Source organism: Aminipila butyrica, assembly GCF_010669305.1.
GTDB classification, from domain to species: domain Bacteria; phylum Bacillota; class Clostridia; order Peptostreptococcales; family Anaerovoracaceae; genus Aminipila; species Aminipila butyrica.
The window spans coordinates 2,569,770-2,584,841 of the sequence record NZ_CP048649.1; the positions used below are offsets into that span (position 1 = coordinate 2,569,770).

Consider the following 15,072-nt stretch of genomic DNA (forward strand, 5'->3'; position numbering starts at 1 on the left):
AGACATGAGCAGATTTTTAAATGAAAAATATCAAGGCCTGGAAGCATATACGCCGGGAGAGCAGCCTCAGGACATGATCTACATCAAACTAAACACCAACGAATCCCCCTATCCACCATCCCCTTCCGTACTCCAGTCAATCGGACAGGGGCAGTTGGAACAACTCCGGCTCTACTCTGACCCCGAGAGCACCCGTCTTCGGAACAAGCTGGCAGCAGCATATGGCGTTGGGCCAAAACAAGTATACGTAGCCAACGGCTCTGATGACATTCTCCACTTTGCCTTTATGGCCTTCGGCAACCCTAAGACTGGCGTGGCCTTTCCCGCCATCAGCTATGGCTTTTATAAGGTCTTTGCAGACCTTCACCAGCTCCCTGGGTTCCCGATTCCATTGAAGGCCGACTTTTCCATCGACGTTCAAGATTACTTGGGCCTGAAACAACTCATTGTTATTGCCAATCCCAACGCCCCTACAGGCCTTGTGCTCTCCCTAGCTGAGATAGAGGAAATCCTCAAAACCAACCGGCACAACGTGGTGGTTATAGACGAAGCCTATATCGATTTCGGCGGCGAATCCTGTTGTTCCTTCATCGGACAATACGAAAACTTGTTGGTGGTACAGACCTTTTCCAAATCCCGTTCCATGGCCGGAGCCCGGCTGGGCTTCGCCTTGGGAAACCAAGCCCTCATAGAAGATCTGGAGCGGCTAAAATACGCCACCAACCCCTACAACATCAACCGACTGACTTTGCTGGCCGGAGAAGCCGCTATCGAAGACCAGGCCTATTACCGAGAGAAGTGCCGTCTCATCGCCCAAACCCGGGAGTATACCGCCGACAGGCTGCGGCAGCTGGGCTTTACAGTCCTGCCTTCCAAGGCCAATTTTCTCTTTGCCTGCCACGAAAACATCAGTGGGCAAACCTTGTATCAGGAACTGAAACAGCGAGGGATTCTTATCCGCCATTTTTCAACTCCTGCCATCGAAGCCTATAATCGAATTACCATCGGGACCAGAGCACAGATGGAGCAGTTTCTCCTTCAGACAGCGGAACTTTTGGCTCAGCGGCCTGCTGCTTTTCCGCCGATAGCTGCATCTAATTTCGCCCGCAATGCAGCCACGCTCTCCATCTGCAACCAGTGAAAGGAGCTCTCATGCGCACCAGCCAATACAAACGAACCACCACCGAGACTGATATTTGCCTGTCTTTAAACCTAGACGGCAGCGGGCAAAGCCATATTGCCACTGGCTGCGGGTTTTTGGATCACATGCTGATTCTCTTCACTCGCCACGGCAACTTTGATCTGGAGCTTCAGTGCACCGGGGACAACTACATAGACGATCATCATACGGCAGAAGACATTGGTATCTGCCTGGGCACTGCCTTTGCCGAAGCCCTGGGGGAAATGCGAGGCATTCAGCGCTATGGCCACATCATCCTACCCATGGATGAGGCCCTGATTCTCTGTGCCGCTGATTTCTCAGGCCGCAGCTTTCTGGCTTTTGATTTACAGCTAACCAGGCCTAAGGTGGGCACCTTTGATACGGAGTTAGTGGAGGAGTTCTTTTTAGCCTTTGTGCGAAAATCCGGCCTGACTCTTCACATCCAACAGCTGGCTGGCAGGAATACCCACCACATTATTGAAGGAACGTTTAAGGCTTTTGCCCGAACTATGGCTCAGGCCATTCAAATCGACCAAGCCCGGCCTGATCAGATTCCTTCCACAAAAGGAGCATTATTATGATAACCATCATCGACTACGGCGTAGGGAACCTATTCTCCCTCAAAAGCTCCTTGGAGGCAATCGGTCAGCCGGTAACCATCAGTAACCAGCCTGAAACCATCCGCCAGGGACAACGAATTATCTTGCCAGGTGTAGGCGCTTTCGGGGATGCTGCCCAAAAGTTAAGACGCAGCGGCCTTGACCAAGTCCTCCTAGAGGAAGCGGACAAGGGCAAGCCTCTCTTGGGGATCTGCCTAGGCATGCAGCTGCTCTTTGATACCAGCAGCGAATATGGGCTGCACACCGGACTTGGATTGATTCGCGGTCAGGTACAACCCATTTCTTCGGTCATTCCCCCGGATCTGAAAGTACCTCACATGGGCTGGAATGCTCTGCACTTTCCTACAGATCAAGAAAAACATCCCCTTTTCAATTATACAAATGACGGGGATTGCGTATATTTTGTCCACTCCTATTATGCCGCTCCCTGGGGTCCGGCCCTCATCGCCTTCAGTGAATACGGAGCAGCTCTTACCGCTGCAGTAGCCCGAAGAAACATCTGCGGCTGTCAGTTCCACCCAGAAAAAAGCGGCCTGGTAGGCTTGAATATTTTACGAGCATTTTGCGAGATGGGAGAAGATCTATGAACATTTATCCAGCTATCGATTTATACCAAGGTGCCGCTGTACGCTTGTTTAAAGGGGATTATAGTCAAATGACAATATACGATGAATCCCCCTTGACAGTGGCAGAAGCCTATAAAATTCAAGGGAGTTCTTCTCTTCATCTAGTAGATCTGGAGGGGGCCAGAGATGGTAAAACCACCAATCTGTCGGCTATAAAAAATATCGTCGAGCATGTGGATCTGTTTGTTCAGCTGGGAGGAGGCATCCGAGATATGAAAACCGCAGAGACCTACCTAGATATGGGCGTGGATCGGCTGATTCTGGGCACAGCAGCCATTACAGACCCTGCTTTTCTAAAAGAGGCCGTCCGCAGCTACGGCAGCCAGATCGCCGTAGGCATCGATATAAAGGAAGAAAAAGTAGCGATTAAGGGCTGGACGGAGTTATCGACATACACTTGTGACCAGTTTTGCCAGCAAATGCAGGAGTTGGGCGTTCAAACCATCATCTGCACCGATGTTTCTAGAGATGGAGCCATGAAGGGAACGAACCGCCAGCTGTATCGACGGCTTTCTCAGGCCTACTCTTTAGACATTATCGCCTCTGGAGGAGTGTCCACCCTGTTAGATATCAGTGCCCTCTCTGCCATGGGCCTTCACGGGGCTATTTTAGGCAAGGCCCTATACACAGGGGCTTTTACCCTAGAAGAAGCCTTAGAGACAGCTGTAGCCACTTCAGCAAGCCAGAATCCCCTCCCAGAAGCAGAGAGAAAGGAGGCCCGCCGATGATTACGAAACGGATTATCCCCTGTCTGGATGTGCGAGATGGACGGGTGGTCAAAGGCGTAAACTTTGCCGGTCTAGCTGACGTCTCCTCTCCGGTGGAGCTGGCTAGATATTATTCGGAACACGGAGCGGATGAACTCGTATTTTACGATATTACTGCCTCTTCGCAAAATCGGCGGTTGTTTACGGATATCTTAACCAAGGTGGCTGGCAGTATCTTCATCCCCCTGACTGTAGGCGGCGGCATCAACAGCCTGGCAGATTTTGACCGGGTGCTGAGATGTGGAGCCGACAAGGTCAGCGTTAATTCAGGCGCTTTAAAAGATTCTCAGCTGATTCGTCAAGCGGCTCTTCGCTATGGGAATCAGTGTGTCGTTCTCTCGGTGGATATCAAGCGGGTAAATGGTTGTTTTACGGTTTTTGCCAAGGGTGGCCGGGAAAATACCGGCCTGGATGCTCTCGCTTGGATAAAGGAGGCCGTAGACTTAGGCGCCGGAGAGGTGGTGGTCAACAGCATTGATACAGATGGAGTCAAGGCAGGCTTTGATCTGGAGCTGCTGTCTGCAATCTGCCAGGCGGTATCGGTACCGGTGGTAGCCTCCGGGGGTGCTGGGGGCATAGAGGATTTTATTGACCTCTTCCAGCAGCTTCCCAAGGTGGACGCGGGGCTGGCGGCCTCTATCTTCCACTTCGGGGAAGTGTCCATTCCGGATTTGAAAGCTCAGTTGGCTCAAGCAGGTATTACCGTTCGCTGATTCCCACGGTGAGCAGAAGGAGTATGTAATGATAAAGATAGATAAATTGAAGTACGATGAAAAGGGATTAATTCCGGCTGTGGTGGTGGATGCAGTCAGCGGTCAGCTGCTGACCTTGGCCTATATGAACAAGGCCAGCCTGGAGCGTTCTATAGCCGAAGGGCTCACTTGCTTTTGGAGCCGTTCTCGGCAAGAATACTGGTTAAAAGGAGAAACTTCCGGCAACTATCAGCACATTGCAGCGATTGAAACCGACTGCGATCGAGATTCTTTGGCGATATATGTCCACAAAGACGGCCCCGCCTGTCACCTGGGGAGGGAATCCTGTTTTAAAGAGCCGGTGTACATCAGTGAAACCCAGACCTTGCCCTTCAATATAAATCTGCTGATGGAATTGATTGCCGAACGAAAAGAAAACAAGCAGGAAGGTTCTTATACCACTTACTTGTTTGAAAAGGGCTTAGATAAAATCTTAAAAAAAATTGGAGAAGAAGCCACTGAGGTCATTATTGCCGCCAAGGCCCAGGATAAAAAAGAAACCATCTACGAAGTGGCTGATTTGGCCTATCACTTAATGGTGCTCCTAGTGCAGATGGACATCTCCCTGGAAGAAGTCCGTCAGGAACTGTCCTCCCGGCACGTAATTGATCAGAAAATTAAGCAAGAGAAGATGACAACATAAGATTCCTCCAAGGAAGCAACTACCAGATATAAAAATGATGAGACAAACAGCCAACAGATTTAGCATGCATGCAAAACAGATATTTCCAAAATCTACTGATATCAAAATGTAAAAAACTATTGACATTTTTGTGTGTGGACAGTACTCTATAAATGTAAAATTCTTTTTACATTATGGAGGTTTAATTATGAGAAAAATGGACGAAATGGAATGGCAGATAAACTTGAAAGGAATCAAATGGAGTTATTTATTCCTAGTAGTATCGCTCTTTATATGGGGTGCATATAACTTTATTAAAACTCAAGAAATGTCATTGCCATCGATTTTAGTCATCCTACAATTTTTAGTTTATTTCTTTGTCACGAACGTTGCTAAATCTAATGTAGATGATGATAGTGGAAAAAAACAAACATTTATTTCTTTGGGTGTTATCTTCTTGCTACTTGTGTTTGGTGCAATTTTGTATTTTACCGTTGGTCGCTGAAAATTATGAAGAATAATATTAGGGAACTGCGCAAAGAAAAAAAATATAGACAGGAAGATTTAGCGACGGCATTAGGCGTCACACGACAAACAATAAATGCAATTGAAAATGACAAATATGACCCTACTCTGCTATTAGCCTTTAAACTGGCAAACATACTGAAAACCACAGTAGACGAACTTTTTGAACCCGACCCAACCATCCTAAAATGAAAAGCTGCCCTGCGGTATAACCACATCGGCGTGGCTGACCCCTATGAGTTGATGCCCATTAAGACACAGTCCTAATGGGCATCGTTTCAGTTAGATTGACAAAATATCCGCCAGCTCCATCACCTGCTTGTCGTAATCCCTCTTCATCTGCAAGGCATCTGCCAAATCGTAGTGAACAATCTCACTGCCGTTTATGCCAATGGCCCGGCTTTCACTGCCTTCATTTAACAGCTCCACTGCCTTATAGGCTGATCGACTAGCCAGCATCCGATCTCTAGCCGTAGGGGAGCCTCCCCGCTGGATATAGCCCAGGACCACAATCTTTGTCTCCATGCCTGTCCGCTCCCGCAGGATGTCGGCCAGCTCTTGAGTAGACATGTCAATCCCCTCTGCTTTGATAATGATATTGTGCAGTTTACCTCGGTTCCGTCCCTGCACCATCTTTCTGCATACAGCATTAATATCCACGCCTACTTCCGGTATTAGAATCGTCTCGGCTCCGCCGGTGAGTCCGGCATACAAGGCGATATCTCCGCAATGTCTGCCCATGACTTCAATAACCGTTGTTCGCTCATGAGAGGAGGAGGTATCCCGAATGTTGCTGATGGCCGACAGTACCGTGTTCACCGAGGTATCAAAGCCGATGGTGTAATCTGTATAGCCCAAATCGTTGTCGATAGTGCCTGGCAGCCCCATGACCACGATGCCCATTTTAGACAAATCAAGTCCACCCTTCATGGAGCCGTCTCCACCGATGACCACCAGCCCTTCGATGCCAAAGCTCTCCAGCATCTGCTTGGCCCGCTTTTGCCCTTCTACCGTCATGAATCGGTCACTTCTAGCCGTCCGCAGGATTGTGCCCCCCTTGTGCAGAATATCAGAAACCGAGGAAATGTCCATCTGCCGGATATCACCGTCGATGAGCCCTTCATACCCCTTCTCAATGCCATAGACTTCCATGCCCAGATAAATGGCTCCCCTGACAGCAGCCCGAATAGCCGCATTCATGCCTGGTGAATCGCCACCGCTTGTCAATACGCCGATTTTCTTCATCACTCATTACCTCCCACTCTCCTATAGTATGGCCTTTTTTATGCTTTTCTTTCCAGGTCCTCGAACGCGCCCCTTCACAGCTTTACATTTTCTGCTCCCAACAGCGCTTCCACCGCTTGAAGAAAGCTGTCATTGGCATCAACCCACAAGTCCCGATTGGTCTTAAACCGCTGTCCGCTCTGTTCGCTGTAAATCATTACGGGCTTTTCTCCCTTATTAGAGAGAATCAACTCTTTAATCAGGCTTAGGCATTTGCCTTCATCCAAGGCCTTCGGTATGCGAATTTTCAGCGGACTTTGTACCTCTCCCTCAGGTTCTTCCAGTGGTATAATCTTATCCGCCAAAATCTTCGGATTTTCATCCTCTTTGAAGTTCACCGTACCTCGAATGGCTACGATGGCTTCTTCCTTGAGATGTTGTCCATACCGCTCGTAAATATTAGGGAACACAACCACTTCAATCTCGCCATATAGGTCTTCCAAATCCAGAAAAGCCATCTGCCGGTTATTCTTTGTCACCAACATCTTCTTGCCGCTGATGATACCTGCCACGGTGGCTTTCATGCCATCGGTAATCGTTTCGTTAGTATCCGCATGAGCTAAATCCTCCGCGGTGACCGTGGTTAGCTTTTCAATCTGCTGCTCATAGTCTTTCAGCGGATGTCCCGTTAAGTAAACCCCCAGCATCTCCTTCTCCATGGCCATGAGGATAGCCTGAGCAAAATTAGCCACCTCTGGCAGCTTCCCAGCGATGGATTCCACCTCCATCTCCTGACTGTTCAGCTGGAAAAGTGACATTTGCCCTTCAATGTTCTTCTTCGAATTGCTCTGGGCCGATTCTACCAGCCCTTCATACACCGCCAAATGCTGAGCTCGGTTTTCATTAAGGCAATCCAACGCGCCGGCCTTAATCAAGCTTTCGATGGCTTTCTTGTTCACTTCGTGAATGTTTAGGTTGGCTATAAACTGGAAGATGTCTTTTGGCTGCCCCTTTTCTTCCCGAGCCCGGAGAATTTCGTCGATGACGCCCGGCCCCACGTTTTTTACGCCCAGTAAGCCAAAGTGAATCTTACCATTCACCACGGTAAACTTTTTATTGCTGCCCTGAATACAAGGAGGCAGTACCTCGATGCCCATTTCATTACAATTGCGGATGTACTTGGCGATTTGAACTCCATCCCCGATGACGCTGGTCATCAGGGCAGCCATGAATTCCACCGGATAATAAGCTTTTAAATAGGCCGTCTCATAGGCTACCACCGCATAGGCTGCTGCATGAGACTTATTGAAAGCATATTCGGCAAAGCTGACCATCTGGTTGAAAATTTCTCCGGCGATGTCTTCGGGAATGCCATTTCGTACACAGCCCATGACCTCCACCTGGCCATTCTCGTCGTCCTGCCCATGGATAAAGTATTCCTTTTCCTTGAGCATCACATCCATCTTCTTTTTTCCCATGGCACGACGCACCAAATCGCTTCGGCCAAAGGTGTAGCCAGCCAAGTCCCGGACAATCTGCATAACCTGCTCCTGATACACCATGCAACCGTATGTCACGGACAGGATTGGCTCTAGGCTTTTATGTAGGTACTCGACTTGCTCCGGATTCTTTTTGTTGGCAATATAGGTAGGAATGGACCCCATCGGTCCTGGTCGGTACAGGGAGATACCGGCCACAATATCTTCAAAGCAGTCCGGACGCAGGTTTTTCATAAATTGCGTCATACCGCCGCTTTCCAGCTGGAACACCCCTTGTGTGTTGCCAGCAGCAATCATCTCATACGGCAATGGGTCGTCGTAGGTCATCTTGGAAAAGTCAATCTGCACGCCGTGATTGGCCTCAATCATTTCCAGCGCATCCCGGATAACGGTCAAGTTCCGCAGACCTAAAAAGTCCATTTTCAACAGACCCAGTTCTTCAATGGTCGTCATGGTAAATTGAGTAGATATGCCTTTTTCTGCTAGATACAGCGGCACGTATTCGTCGATACTCTTTTTAGAGATTACCACTCCTGCGGCGTGGGTGGAGGCGTGTCGAGGCATCCCTTCCAAGGCCTTAGCCATGTCGATAACCTGTGCCACCCGTTTGTCGTTTTCGTAAGCAGCCCGCAACTCCGGATTCATCTCCAAGGCTTTGCCGATGGTCATCTTCAGATCAAAAGGAATCGCCTTGGCAATGGCGTCGGTCTCCGCATAACTCATGTTTAAGGCCCGTCCCACATCCCGCACGGCCGCTTTTGCCTTCATGGTACCAAAGGTAATAATCTGGGCAACTTTATCCTCTCCGTATTTTTCAATAACGTAGTTGATAACTTCCTGCCTGCGTTCGTAGCAAAAGTCAATGTCAATATCCGGCATACTGATTCGCTCCGGATTGAGAAATCGTTCAAAGATTAAAGAGTAGCGGATGGGGTCAATATCGGTAATCTTTAAAGCATACGCAACAATGCTCCCCGCTGCCGAGCCTCGTCCCGGACCGACTACAATCTTATTTTCTTTCGCGTAATTAATGAAATCCCAGACGATGAGAAAATATTCCACATACCCCATCTTCTCAATGACAGACAGCTCATACTCCAACCGCTGCCAAATCTCCGGACTGCCCTCCCCATAGCGATAGTGAATGCCTTTTTCGCACAGTTCCCGCAGATACTGACTCTTTTCCTTCCCTTCTGGCACTTCAAATTCCGGCAGATGAAGCTCTCCAAAGGTAAAGTCCACCTGGCACTGGTCAGCAATAATCTGGGTGTTTTCTATGGCCTCTGGTATGCCGGCAAAAAGAACTCGCATCTCCTGCTCAGATTTCAAATAAAACTGGTCATTGGGGAAACGCATGCGTTTTTCGTCGTCCACATTGGTAGCGGTCTGAATGCACAGCAGCACATCGTGGGCTACTGCATCCTCCTGTCTTACATAGTGCACATCGTTAGTGGCCACAAAAGGAATGCCAGTCTCTGCCCGCAGCTTTTTCATATCTTCCATGATTGCATATTCTTCTTCCAACCCCTGATCCTGCAATTCCAGATAGAAGTTCCCTTCCCCGAAAATATCTAAAAGAGCCAACGCCTCCTCCTTTGCCCCCTGGTAATCCCGGTTCATCAGCTTCCGCTGGATATTTCCCGCCAGACAGCCCGATAAAGCAATGATTCCTTCACTGTGCTGCCGCAACACGCTCTTGTCGATTCGCGGCTTATAATAATACCCTTTGGTAAATCCCTCAGATACAATTTTAATCAAGTTCTGGTAGCCTTGTTGATTTTTTGCTAAAAGGACTAAATGTCCCTGATATTTATCTTTATCTGCATCCTTGTCCAGCATCGTTCTGGCAGCGGTGTATACCTCGCAGCCAATGATGGGCTTGATGCCGTGTTTCAGCGCTTCTCTGTAAAAGTCAATGACGCCGAACATAACCCCGTGGTCGGTAATGGCGATGGAATCCATACCCAGTTCCTTGGCTCTGGGTATCAGCTCCTTTATCCTGGCCGCACCGTCCAGCAGGCTGTATTCTGTATGTACATGAAGATGTGTAAATGCCATATTTGTTCTCCTTCTTGGGCATAAACCCTACCTCTATATTTTACCACATTCCCGTCTTTTCTACCAGATACGGGCAGAAAAAAAAGGCCTTCCAGTACATTGACCGGAAGCCCTTTCTTCTCTTTATCCTACATATAGCTATTGGCGTTTCCTAAACCATTGCTACCTCAACGCAGAGGAAGGCAATGGAGAATACCACCAAAATGCCCATCAACGGCAGAACAAACTTTATGTATTTGTCGTAATTTACTCGAACCAGTTGGAGAACTACCAATACTAAGCCGGTTGGCGTGATGAAGCCCATGGTACCCTGACCAAACATGTATGCGGTAATAACAACTTCTCTAGGAAGTCCTACTGCATCTGCCAGCGGAGCCATAATTGGAATAGACAGCACAGCCAGACCAGAAGAAGAGTTGATAAAGAAGCCCAAAATGATGTAGATAAAGTACATCACGATAGCAAATACATATGGGCTCATGCCTTCTACCCAGCCGGACATGGTGTTCAACAGGGCATCGGATACCAGACCGTTTTCCAGAATTACGTTGATAGACCGGGCTACACCGCAAATCAAGGCGACACCAATCATATCTCCAGCACCTGCCAAGAATTCGCTGACCATCTCGGTTTCGCTCATACGCAGAATCAGGCCCATGATGATGGCAGAAACCAGGAACAAGCCTGTCATTTCGCCGAACCACCAGCCCAGCTTTACAACGCCGTAAACCATGATAGCAAAGGTTGCAAAGAATTGAAGAAGGATAATCTTGAACCGCAGAGTCAGTTCAGGCACTTCTGCCTCACTGCAATACTTTTCATCGATATAAGCCTTGCTTTCCAGAATCAGAGACTTTTCTGGATTCTTCCGTACCATGTTTCCGTAACGAATTACGTAGAGGATACAAATCACTGTACCCACAATCAGCGCTGCCACTCTCAGCTGGAAACCTTCCATAAAGTTGATACCAGCGGCATTGGAAGCGATAACTGCGGAAAACGGATTAACTGTAGAACACATTGTACCAATGCAGGATCCAAAGTATACAGCGGCGATACCTACCAAGGCATCATAACCGGCGATAACAAAGATTGGAATGACTACTGCATACAGTGCAACCGTTTCCTCGGCCATACCAAAGGTAGTACCACCCAAGGAAATTAAGAAAGTAATCAAAATGACCAGAATGTATTCTTTTCCCTTGGTTGCTCGAGAGAGCGCCCCCATACCTGCGGAGAAAGCGCCAGACTTATTCAGATAAGCCAGCATACCGCCCAGTACAAAGATGAACAAACTGATATCAATGGTATCATATACACCGTTGACTAAAGCTAAAACACCGTCGGTAAAGCCCTGTGGGTTTGGATCGATGGCTTCATAGCTTCCCGGAATGCCGATGGGTTTATAGATACTGCCGTCCAGGAACAAGTCCAGCTTTGCTTTAATGTTCAGTTCATCCAAAGTCTGCTGATCCGCAGCCATGGATGCCACACTGCCATCTGGCGCAGTGATATCAAACTGATTGCTGTCTGCATTGTAAAGCAGCTTGGAATAAGTTCCCGTAGGCATGAAATTGGTGGCAATAGCGGCAATGATTAAAATAATAAATAATACCGTGAAAGCCGATGGGAATTGACGCTTTTTCTTCGCTGGAGCTCCCGACCCCACTACATTTTTTTCCTCCATGTTTAACTCTCCTTAACAAATTATATAGAATTTAGCTAGTGCAGTTGTTATTGTATACAGTTTTGTTATAGGGTTCAATGGTTTTTGGAAAAAAATTAAATAATTATTCAAAAACTGTGAGTTGCAACAAATTATCATTATTTTTATGGTGTTTTTTGCCACATCTATAGAGCAATTTGCTATATCAACAGGTCGTCTTTTGCTTTCGCTTCCTCCCAAGGGAGTACATCCCCATCTTCTTTTAAATATTCTAAAATATCTGAAATTCCTTCTCCTGTATAGGAACTGATGAAAAAGATTTTCTCACAGCCCGCCAGACGCAGCCATTCCTCCGCCTGCGCCACATTGGCATCTTTATGATCAATCTTCGTGATAATGCCTACCACTTCCCGGGTGGCAATCGCACATACCGCAGGAGGATACAAGGAGTAAGGTTCGATGGCACTGAGCAGCATACCGATTACATCCGCCTCATAGGAATAGATCGCCAATGCTCCAGCCAGCTTGTTGGTCTCTGCATATTCTCCCGGCGTATCGATAATCACATCATAGTAGTTGACATACTGGGTCTTATGATAAGTAATTTTCTCTCCCTTTAAGGCTTGAGTCAACGTGGTCTTTCCCGCTTCACTGCGTCCAAGAAGCATAATTTTCCTCATAATATTACCTTCTTGTAATCTTGCACACCGCAAATTCCAGTTCATTCTTAAAATAGTTGACAATCGCTCCCATAGCCGTATCCACCTCTGACAACCGACCCGTGATAATCAAGCTGCCGCTGAACCGGTCCACAAACCCCAGATACACGTCTCCGGACTTGATGGCCACATCACTGGCGATGACAGCCGATTCAGGCGGCGTCACGTTTAGGATGCCAATAGCGGAACTGTCAAAATCAATGTCAGGATTGAGCCCCAGCTTCTTGTAGATAATTGGTCTCGGTCCACCAATAATGTGGGCCAGAGAAATCTGCTTTCCTGGTACGCTTTCCTGTATAATCCTCAATCTTCCTTCTGAATCCTCTGGTAATAAATCTCTTATGTCCATACTCTTCATCTCTTTTCTTTACGTTTTTACATTATAGTTTATCTTTTTCATTATGATGAACGGCAAGCAACGCTTGCAATTCTTTCATTAATTATAACACATTTTCTGAAGTTGAACAAATTTTACACGGAAATTTACCCATAAAAAAGACTGTGTCTAAACTTCATTAAACACAGTCTTTTTTCATGCTTTATTTATAAATCTGCAAGATTTAGATCATAGCAGCGATAATCGGAGCAACAATCAAGGAAATAGTACCCATAACCTTGATAACAGCGTTTAAGGACGGACCAGCTGTATCCTTGAACGGGTCACCGATGGTGTCGCCAACTACAGCAGCCTTGTGAGCTTCTGAGCCTTTGCCACCCAGGGCACCAGCCTCGATATACTTCTTCGCATTATCCCATGCACCACCGGCATTGGACATAGTCAGCGCCAATAATACACCACTGGCTGTACCGCCTACCAGCATACCGCCCATAACATTTAAGGCGACTTCTGGATTAAAGGCTGCAATACCGAAGCCAACAACGATAACGCTTAAAGGGGCCAGCAGACCTGGCTTAATCATTCTCTTAATAGCGGCCTTTGTAGAAATATCTACGCAACGCTTATAGTCAGCCTTCGCCTTGCCGTCCAGCAGGCCCGGGATTTCTCTGAACTGTCTTCTTACTTCTTCGATCATTTCAAAAGCTGCTGTTCCAACTGCACGCATTGCATATGCGCAGAAAAGGAACGGAATCATCGCACCGAACAACAGACCCAGCATAATCATCGGATTCAAGATATCCAAAGATGCCAGACCAGCTCGCTGTGCAAAAGCGGAGAACAGCGCGATGGCCGTAATAGCAGCAGAACCAATGGCGAAGCCCTTAGCGATAGCCGCTGTAGTGTTTCCTACAGAGTCCAGCTTGTCCGTTACCTGACGAACTTCTGGATCTAAGCCAGCCATTTCAGCGATACCGCCTGCATTATCTGCAATCGGACCGTAAGCGTCGATGGCAACAATGGTGCCAGCCATAGACAGCATACCCATAGCAGCCAAAGCGATACCATAGAATCCATATACGCCGCCCCCTGGTACCAGATAAGCTACTGCTACAGTAGCGATGATGATGATAATAGGCACCGCTGTACTTTCCAGACCTACAGAGAAGCCGTAGATAACGTTAGTAGCCGCACCAGTCTTGGAGGATTCTGCAATATTCTTAACCGGTGCATAGTGCTGAGCTGTAAAATACTCCGTCACAAAACCGATGAGAAGGTTAGCTATAAGACCAGCCATGATGGCAACGAAAAATTGAATCTGGTGATCTGGTAGTAAGTATCTAGTCAAGAAAAATGCAGCGATAGCAGAAAGGATGAAGGAGGAGTAAAGGCTCCTGTTCAGTCCGGACTGCGGATTTTCGTCGTTTCCAGTATAGATAAACAAAGTTCCAACGATGGAAGCAATGATACCAGCTGCACCCAACAGAAGCGGCAGGATTACGCCGGTCTGACCTGGCATAAAGGTACCTAACAGCATAGCTGCAATTGAAGTAGCCGCATAGGATTCAAACAAGTCAGCGCCCATACCGGCAACGTCACCTACGTTGTCACCTACATTGTCAGCAATAACAGCCGGATTTCTCGGATCGTCTTCAGGAATTCCTGCTTCTACCTTACCTACCAAGTCCGCACCTACATCTGCTGCTTTGGTGAAGATACCGCCGCCGATACGGGCGAACAGAGCAATCAGGGAAGCACCGAAAGCAAAGCTGTCAATAGCAGCGATGGAATCCGGATTCTGCTTTGCCACGAAAAAATATAACAGAGATACGCCTAGCAGGCCTAACCCTACTACGCCCATACCCATTACAGAACCGCCTTTAAAAGCGATACCTAATGCTTTTCGCAGACTGCTCTTTGCTGCATGAGTCGTTCTGGCGTTAGCTCTGGTAGCGATGTACATACCCAGATAACCTGCCAAAGCAGAGAAGAGGGCACCTACGCCGAAAGAGATGGCCGAAGCCCACTTGTGTTCAGTCAACAATCCAAGAACAATAAAAATAATGATAGCGATTGGAAGCAAGGACTTGTACTGTCTGTTTAAAAAAGCCATTGCCCCCTGCTGGATTGCCTCTGAGATTTCAATCATTTTTGCAGTTCCCATATCTTCTTTAAGAACTGACCTGGATAAATAGGCTGCAAATATCAATGCTAAAATAGATGCTGCCACGATAAAATTGGTCATTTTTATATCTCCCTTTACATTAAAAAATTTGCCAGATTGAAGGTCCCTTAATAGGTTTTCTTCAACCAAGCATGGCATACTGATACCGTATATTTACAATTCTACCCTTTTCCTTCTTCATCCATTCAGATTTACTCCCGACATAAATCTGTGGTAAATATATAAAATCTATAATTCCGGAAATAATCAGGGGAATTAAACGGGATGCTCGCTAAATATTTTATACCAGGTTCACAAATAAGTCCAATAA

14 protein-coding genes are annotated in these 15,072 nt (G+C 47.3%); 8 read left to right on the top strand and 6 right to left on the bottom strand.

All coding sequences use genetic code 11. From position 1 onward, the window contains the following. Window positions 1–4: 4 nt before the first annotated feature. From hisC to Ami103574_RS12285, 8 genes are all read left to right on the top strand, one after another. Window positions 5–1,141 carry a histidinol-phosphate transaminase gene (hisC, locus tag Ami103574_RS12250; RefSeq protein WP_163067265.1) on the top strand — a complete coding sequence of 379 codons (1,137 nt, stop codon included), beginning with the start codon at window positions 5–7 and terminating at the stop codon, window positions 1,139–1,141. Between the two features lie 11 nt (window positions 1,142–1,152). Next, complete coding sequence (gene hisB / locus Ami103574_RS12255) at window positions 1,153–1,743, top strand: imidazoleglycerol-phosphate dehydratase HisB (RefSeq protein ID WP_163067266.1); 591 nt, start codon at window positions 1,153–1,155, stop codon at window positions 1,741–1,743. After that, on the top strand, window positions 1,740–2,369 hold the full coding sequence (hisH, locus tag Ami103574_RS12260) for an imidazole glycerol phosphate synthase subunit HisH (RefSeq protein WP_163067267.1): 630 nt from the start codon (window positions 1,740–1,742) through the stop codon (window positions 2,367–2,369). The genes hisB and hisH overlap by 4 nt, the downstream gene beginning before the upstream one ends. After that, complete coding sequence (hisA, locus tag Ami103574_RS12265) at window positions 2,366–3,136, top strand: 1-(5-phosphoribosyl)-5-[(5-phosphoribosylamino)methylideneamino]imidazole-4-carboxamide isomerase (protein ID WP_163067268.1); 771 nt, start codon at window positions 2,366–2,368, stop codon at window positions 3,134–3,136. The genes hisH and hisA overlap by 4 nt, the downstream gene beginning before the upstream one ends. Then, window positions 3,133–3,888 (top strand): imidazole glycerol phosphate synthase subunit HisF, encoded by a 756-nt coding sequence (gene hisF, locus Ami103574_RS12270; protein WP_163067269.1) that lies wholly within the window; start codon window positions 3,133–3,135, stop codon window positions 3,886–3,888. The genes hisA and hisF overlap by 4 nt, the downstream gene beginning before the upstream one ends. A gap of 28 nt (window positions 3,889–3,916) precedes the next feature. Further along, window positions 3,917–4,570, top strand: a complete 654-nt coding sequence (gene hisIE, locus Ami103574_RS12275; RefSeq protein ID WP_163067270.1) for a bifunctional phosphoribosyl-AMP cyclohydrolase/phosphoribosyl-ATP diphosphatase HisIE — start codon at window positions 3,917–3,919, stop codon at window positions 4,568–4,570. Window positions 4,571–4,757: 187 nt separating this feature from the next. Next, window positions 4,758–5,054 (top strand): hypothetical protein, encoded by a 297-nt coding sequence (locus tag Ami103574_RS12280; RefSeq protein ID WP_163067271.1) that lies wholly within the window; start codon window positions 4,758–4,760, stop codon window positions 5,052–5,054. A gap of 5 nt (window positions 5,055–5,059) precedes the next feature. Further along, window positions 5,060–5,266, top strand: a complete 207-nt coding sequence (locus tag Ami103574_RS12285) for a helix-turn-helix transcriptional regulator (protein ID WP_163067272.1) — start codon at window positions 5,060–5,062, stop codon at window positions 5,264–5,266. Between the two features lie 90 nt (window positions 5,267–5,356). On the opposite strand, the gene pfkA is transcribed toward Ami103574_RS12285, so the two are convergent. The 6 genes from pfkA to Ami103574_RS12315 all read right to left on the bottom strand — a co-directional run bounded on the left by pfkA (window position 5,357) and on the right by Ami103574_RS12315 (window position 14,822). Then, on the bottom strand, window positions 5,357–6,319 hold the full coding sequence (pfkA, locus tag Ami103574_RS12290; RefSeq protein WP_163067273.1) for a 6-phosphofructokinase: 963 nt from the start codon (window positions 6,317–6,319) through the stop codon (window positions 5,357–5,359). A gap of 74 nt (window positions 6,320–6,393) precedes the next feature. Continuing rightward, a complete protein-coding gene (locus tag Ami103574_RS12295) occupies window positions 6,394–9,855 on the bottom strand; it encodes a DNA polymerase III subunit alpha (RefSeq protein ID WP_163067274.1) in 3,462 nt (1,153 codons plus the stop codon). Between the two features lie 151 nt (window positions 9,856–10,006). After that, on the bottom strand, window positions 10,007–11,542 hold the full coding sequence (locus Ami103574_RS12300) for a YfcC family protein (RefSeq protein WP_163067275.1): 1,536 nt from the start codon (window positions 11,540–11,542) through the stop codon (window positions 10,007–10,009). A 179-nt stretch (window positions 11,543–11,721) separates the two neighbouring features. Further along, complete coding sequence (locus Ami103574_RS12305; RefSeq protein WP_163067276.1) at window positions 11,722–12,201, bottom strand: EutP/PduV family microcompartment system protein; 480 nt, start codon at window positions 12,199–12,201, stop codon at window positions 11,722–11,724. A gap of 4 nt (window positions 12,202–12,205) precedes the next feature. Beyond that, complete coding sequence (locus tag Ami103574_RS12310) at window positions 12,206–12,589, bottom strand: BMC domain-containing protein (RefSeq protein WP_163067277.1); 384 nt, start codon at window positions 12,587–12,589, stop codon at window positions 12,206–12,208. Window positions 12,590–12,800: 211 nt separating this feature from the next. Beyond that, the gene (locus tag Ami103574_RS12315) at window positions 12,801–14,822 is read right to left on the bottom strand and encodes a sodium-translocating pyrophosphatase (RefSeq protein ID WP_163067278.1); all 2,022 of its coding nucleotides are present in this window, start codon (window positions 14,820–14,822) and stop codon (window positions 12,801–12,803) included. Window positions 14,823–15,072: the final 250 nt, after the last annotated feature.

Excerpts from the sequence above, each read along its gene's own strand:
- hisC (WP_163067265.1), top strand. The coding sequence starts at position 5 with ATGAGCAGATTTTTAAATGAAAAATATCAAGGCCTGGAAGCATATACG.
- hisB (WP_163067266.1), top strand. The coding sequence starts at position 1,153 with ATGCGCACCAGCCAATACAAACGAACCACCACCGAGACTGATATTTGC.
- hisH (WP_163067267.1), top strand. The coding sequence starts at position 1,740 with ATGATAACCATCATCGACTACGGCGTAGGGAACCTATTCTCCCTCAAA.
- hisA (WP_163067268.1), top strand. The coding sequence starts at position 2,366 with ATGAACATTTATCCAGCTATCGATTTATACCAAGGTGCCGCTGTACGC.
- hisF (WP_163067269.1), top strand. The coding sequence starts at position 3,133 with ATGATTACGAAACGGATTATCCCCTGTCTGGATGTGCGAGATGGACGG.
- hisIE (WP_163067270.1), top strand. The coding sequence starts at position 3,917 with ATGATAAAGATAGATAAATTGAAGTACGATGAAAAGGGATTAATTCCG.
- Ami103574_RS12280 (WP_163067271.1), top strand. The coding sequence starts at position 4,758 with ATGAGAAAAATGGACGAAATGGAATGGCAGATAAACTTGAAAGGAATC.
- Ami103574_RS12285 (WP_163067272.1), top strand. The coding sequence starts at position 5,060 with ATGAAGAATAATATTAGGGAACTGCGCAAAGAAAAAAAATATAGACAG.
- pfkA (WP_163067273.1), bottom strand. The coding sequence starts at position 6,319 with ATGAAGAAAATCGGCGTATTGACAAGCGGTGGCGATTCACCAGGCATG.
- Ami103574_RS12295 (WP_163067274.1), bottom strand. The coding sequence starts at position 9,855 with ATGGCATTTACACATCTTCATGTACATACAGAATACAGCCTGCTGGAC.
- Ami103574_RS12300 (WP_163067275.1), bottom strand. The coding sequence starts at position 11,542 with ATGGAGGAAAAAAATGTAGTGGGGTCGGGAGCTCCAGCGAAGAAAAAG.
- Ami103574_RS12305 (WP_163067276.1), bottom strand. The coding sequence starts at position 12,201 with ATGAGGAAAATTATGCTTCTTGGACGCAGTGAAGCGGGAAAGACCACG.
- Ami103574_RS12310 (WP_163067277.1), bottom strand. The coding sequence starts at position 12,589 with ATGGACATAAGAGATTTATTACCAGAGGATTCAGAAGGAAGATTGAGG.
- Ami103574_RS12315 (WP_163067278.1), bottom strand. The coding sequence starts at position 14,822 with ATGACCAATTTTATCGTGGCAGCATCTATTTTAGCATTGATATTTGCA.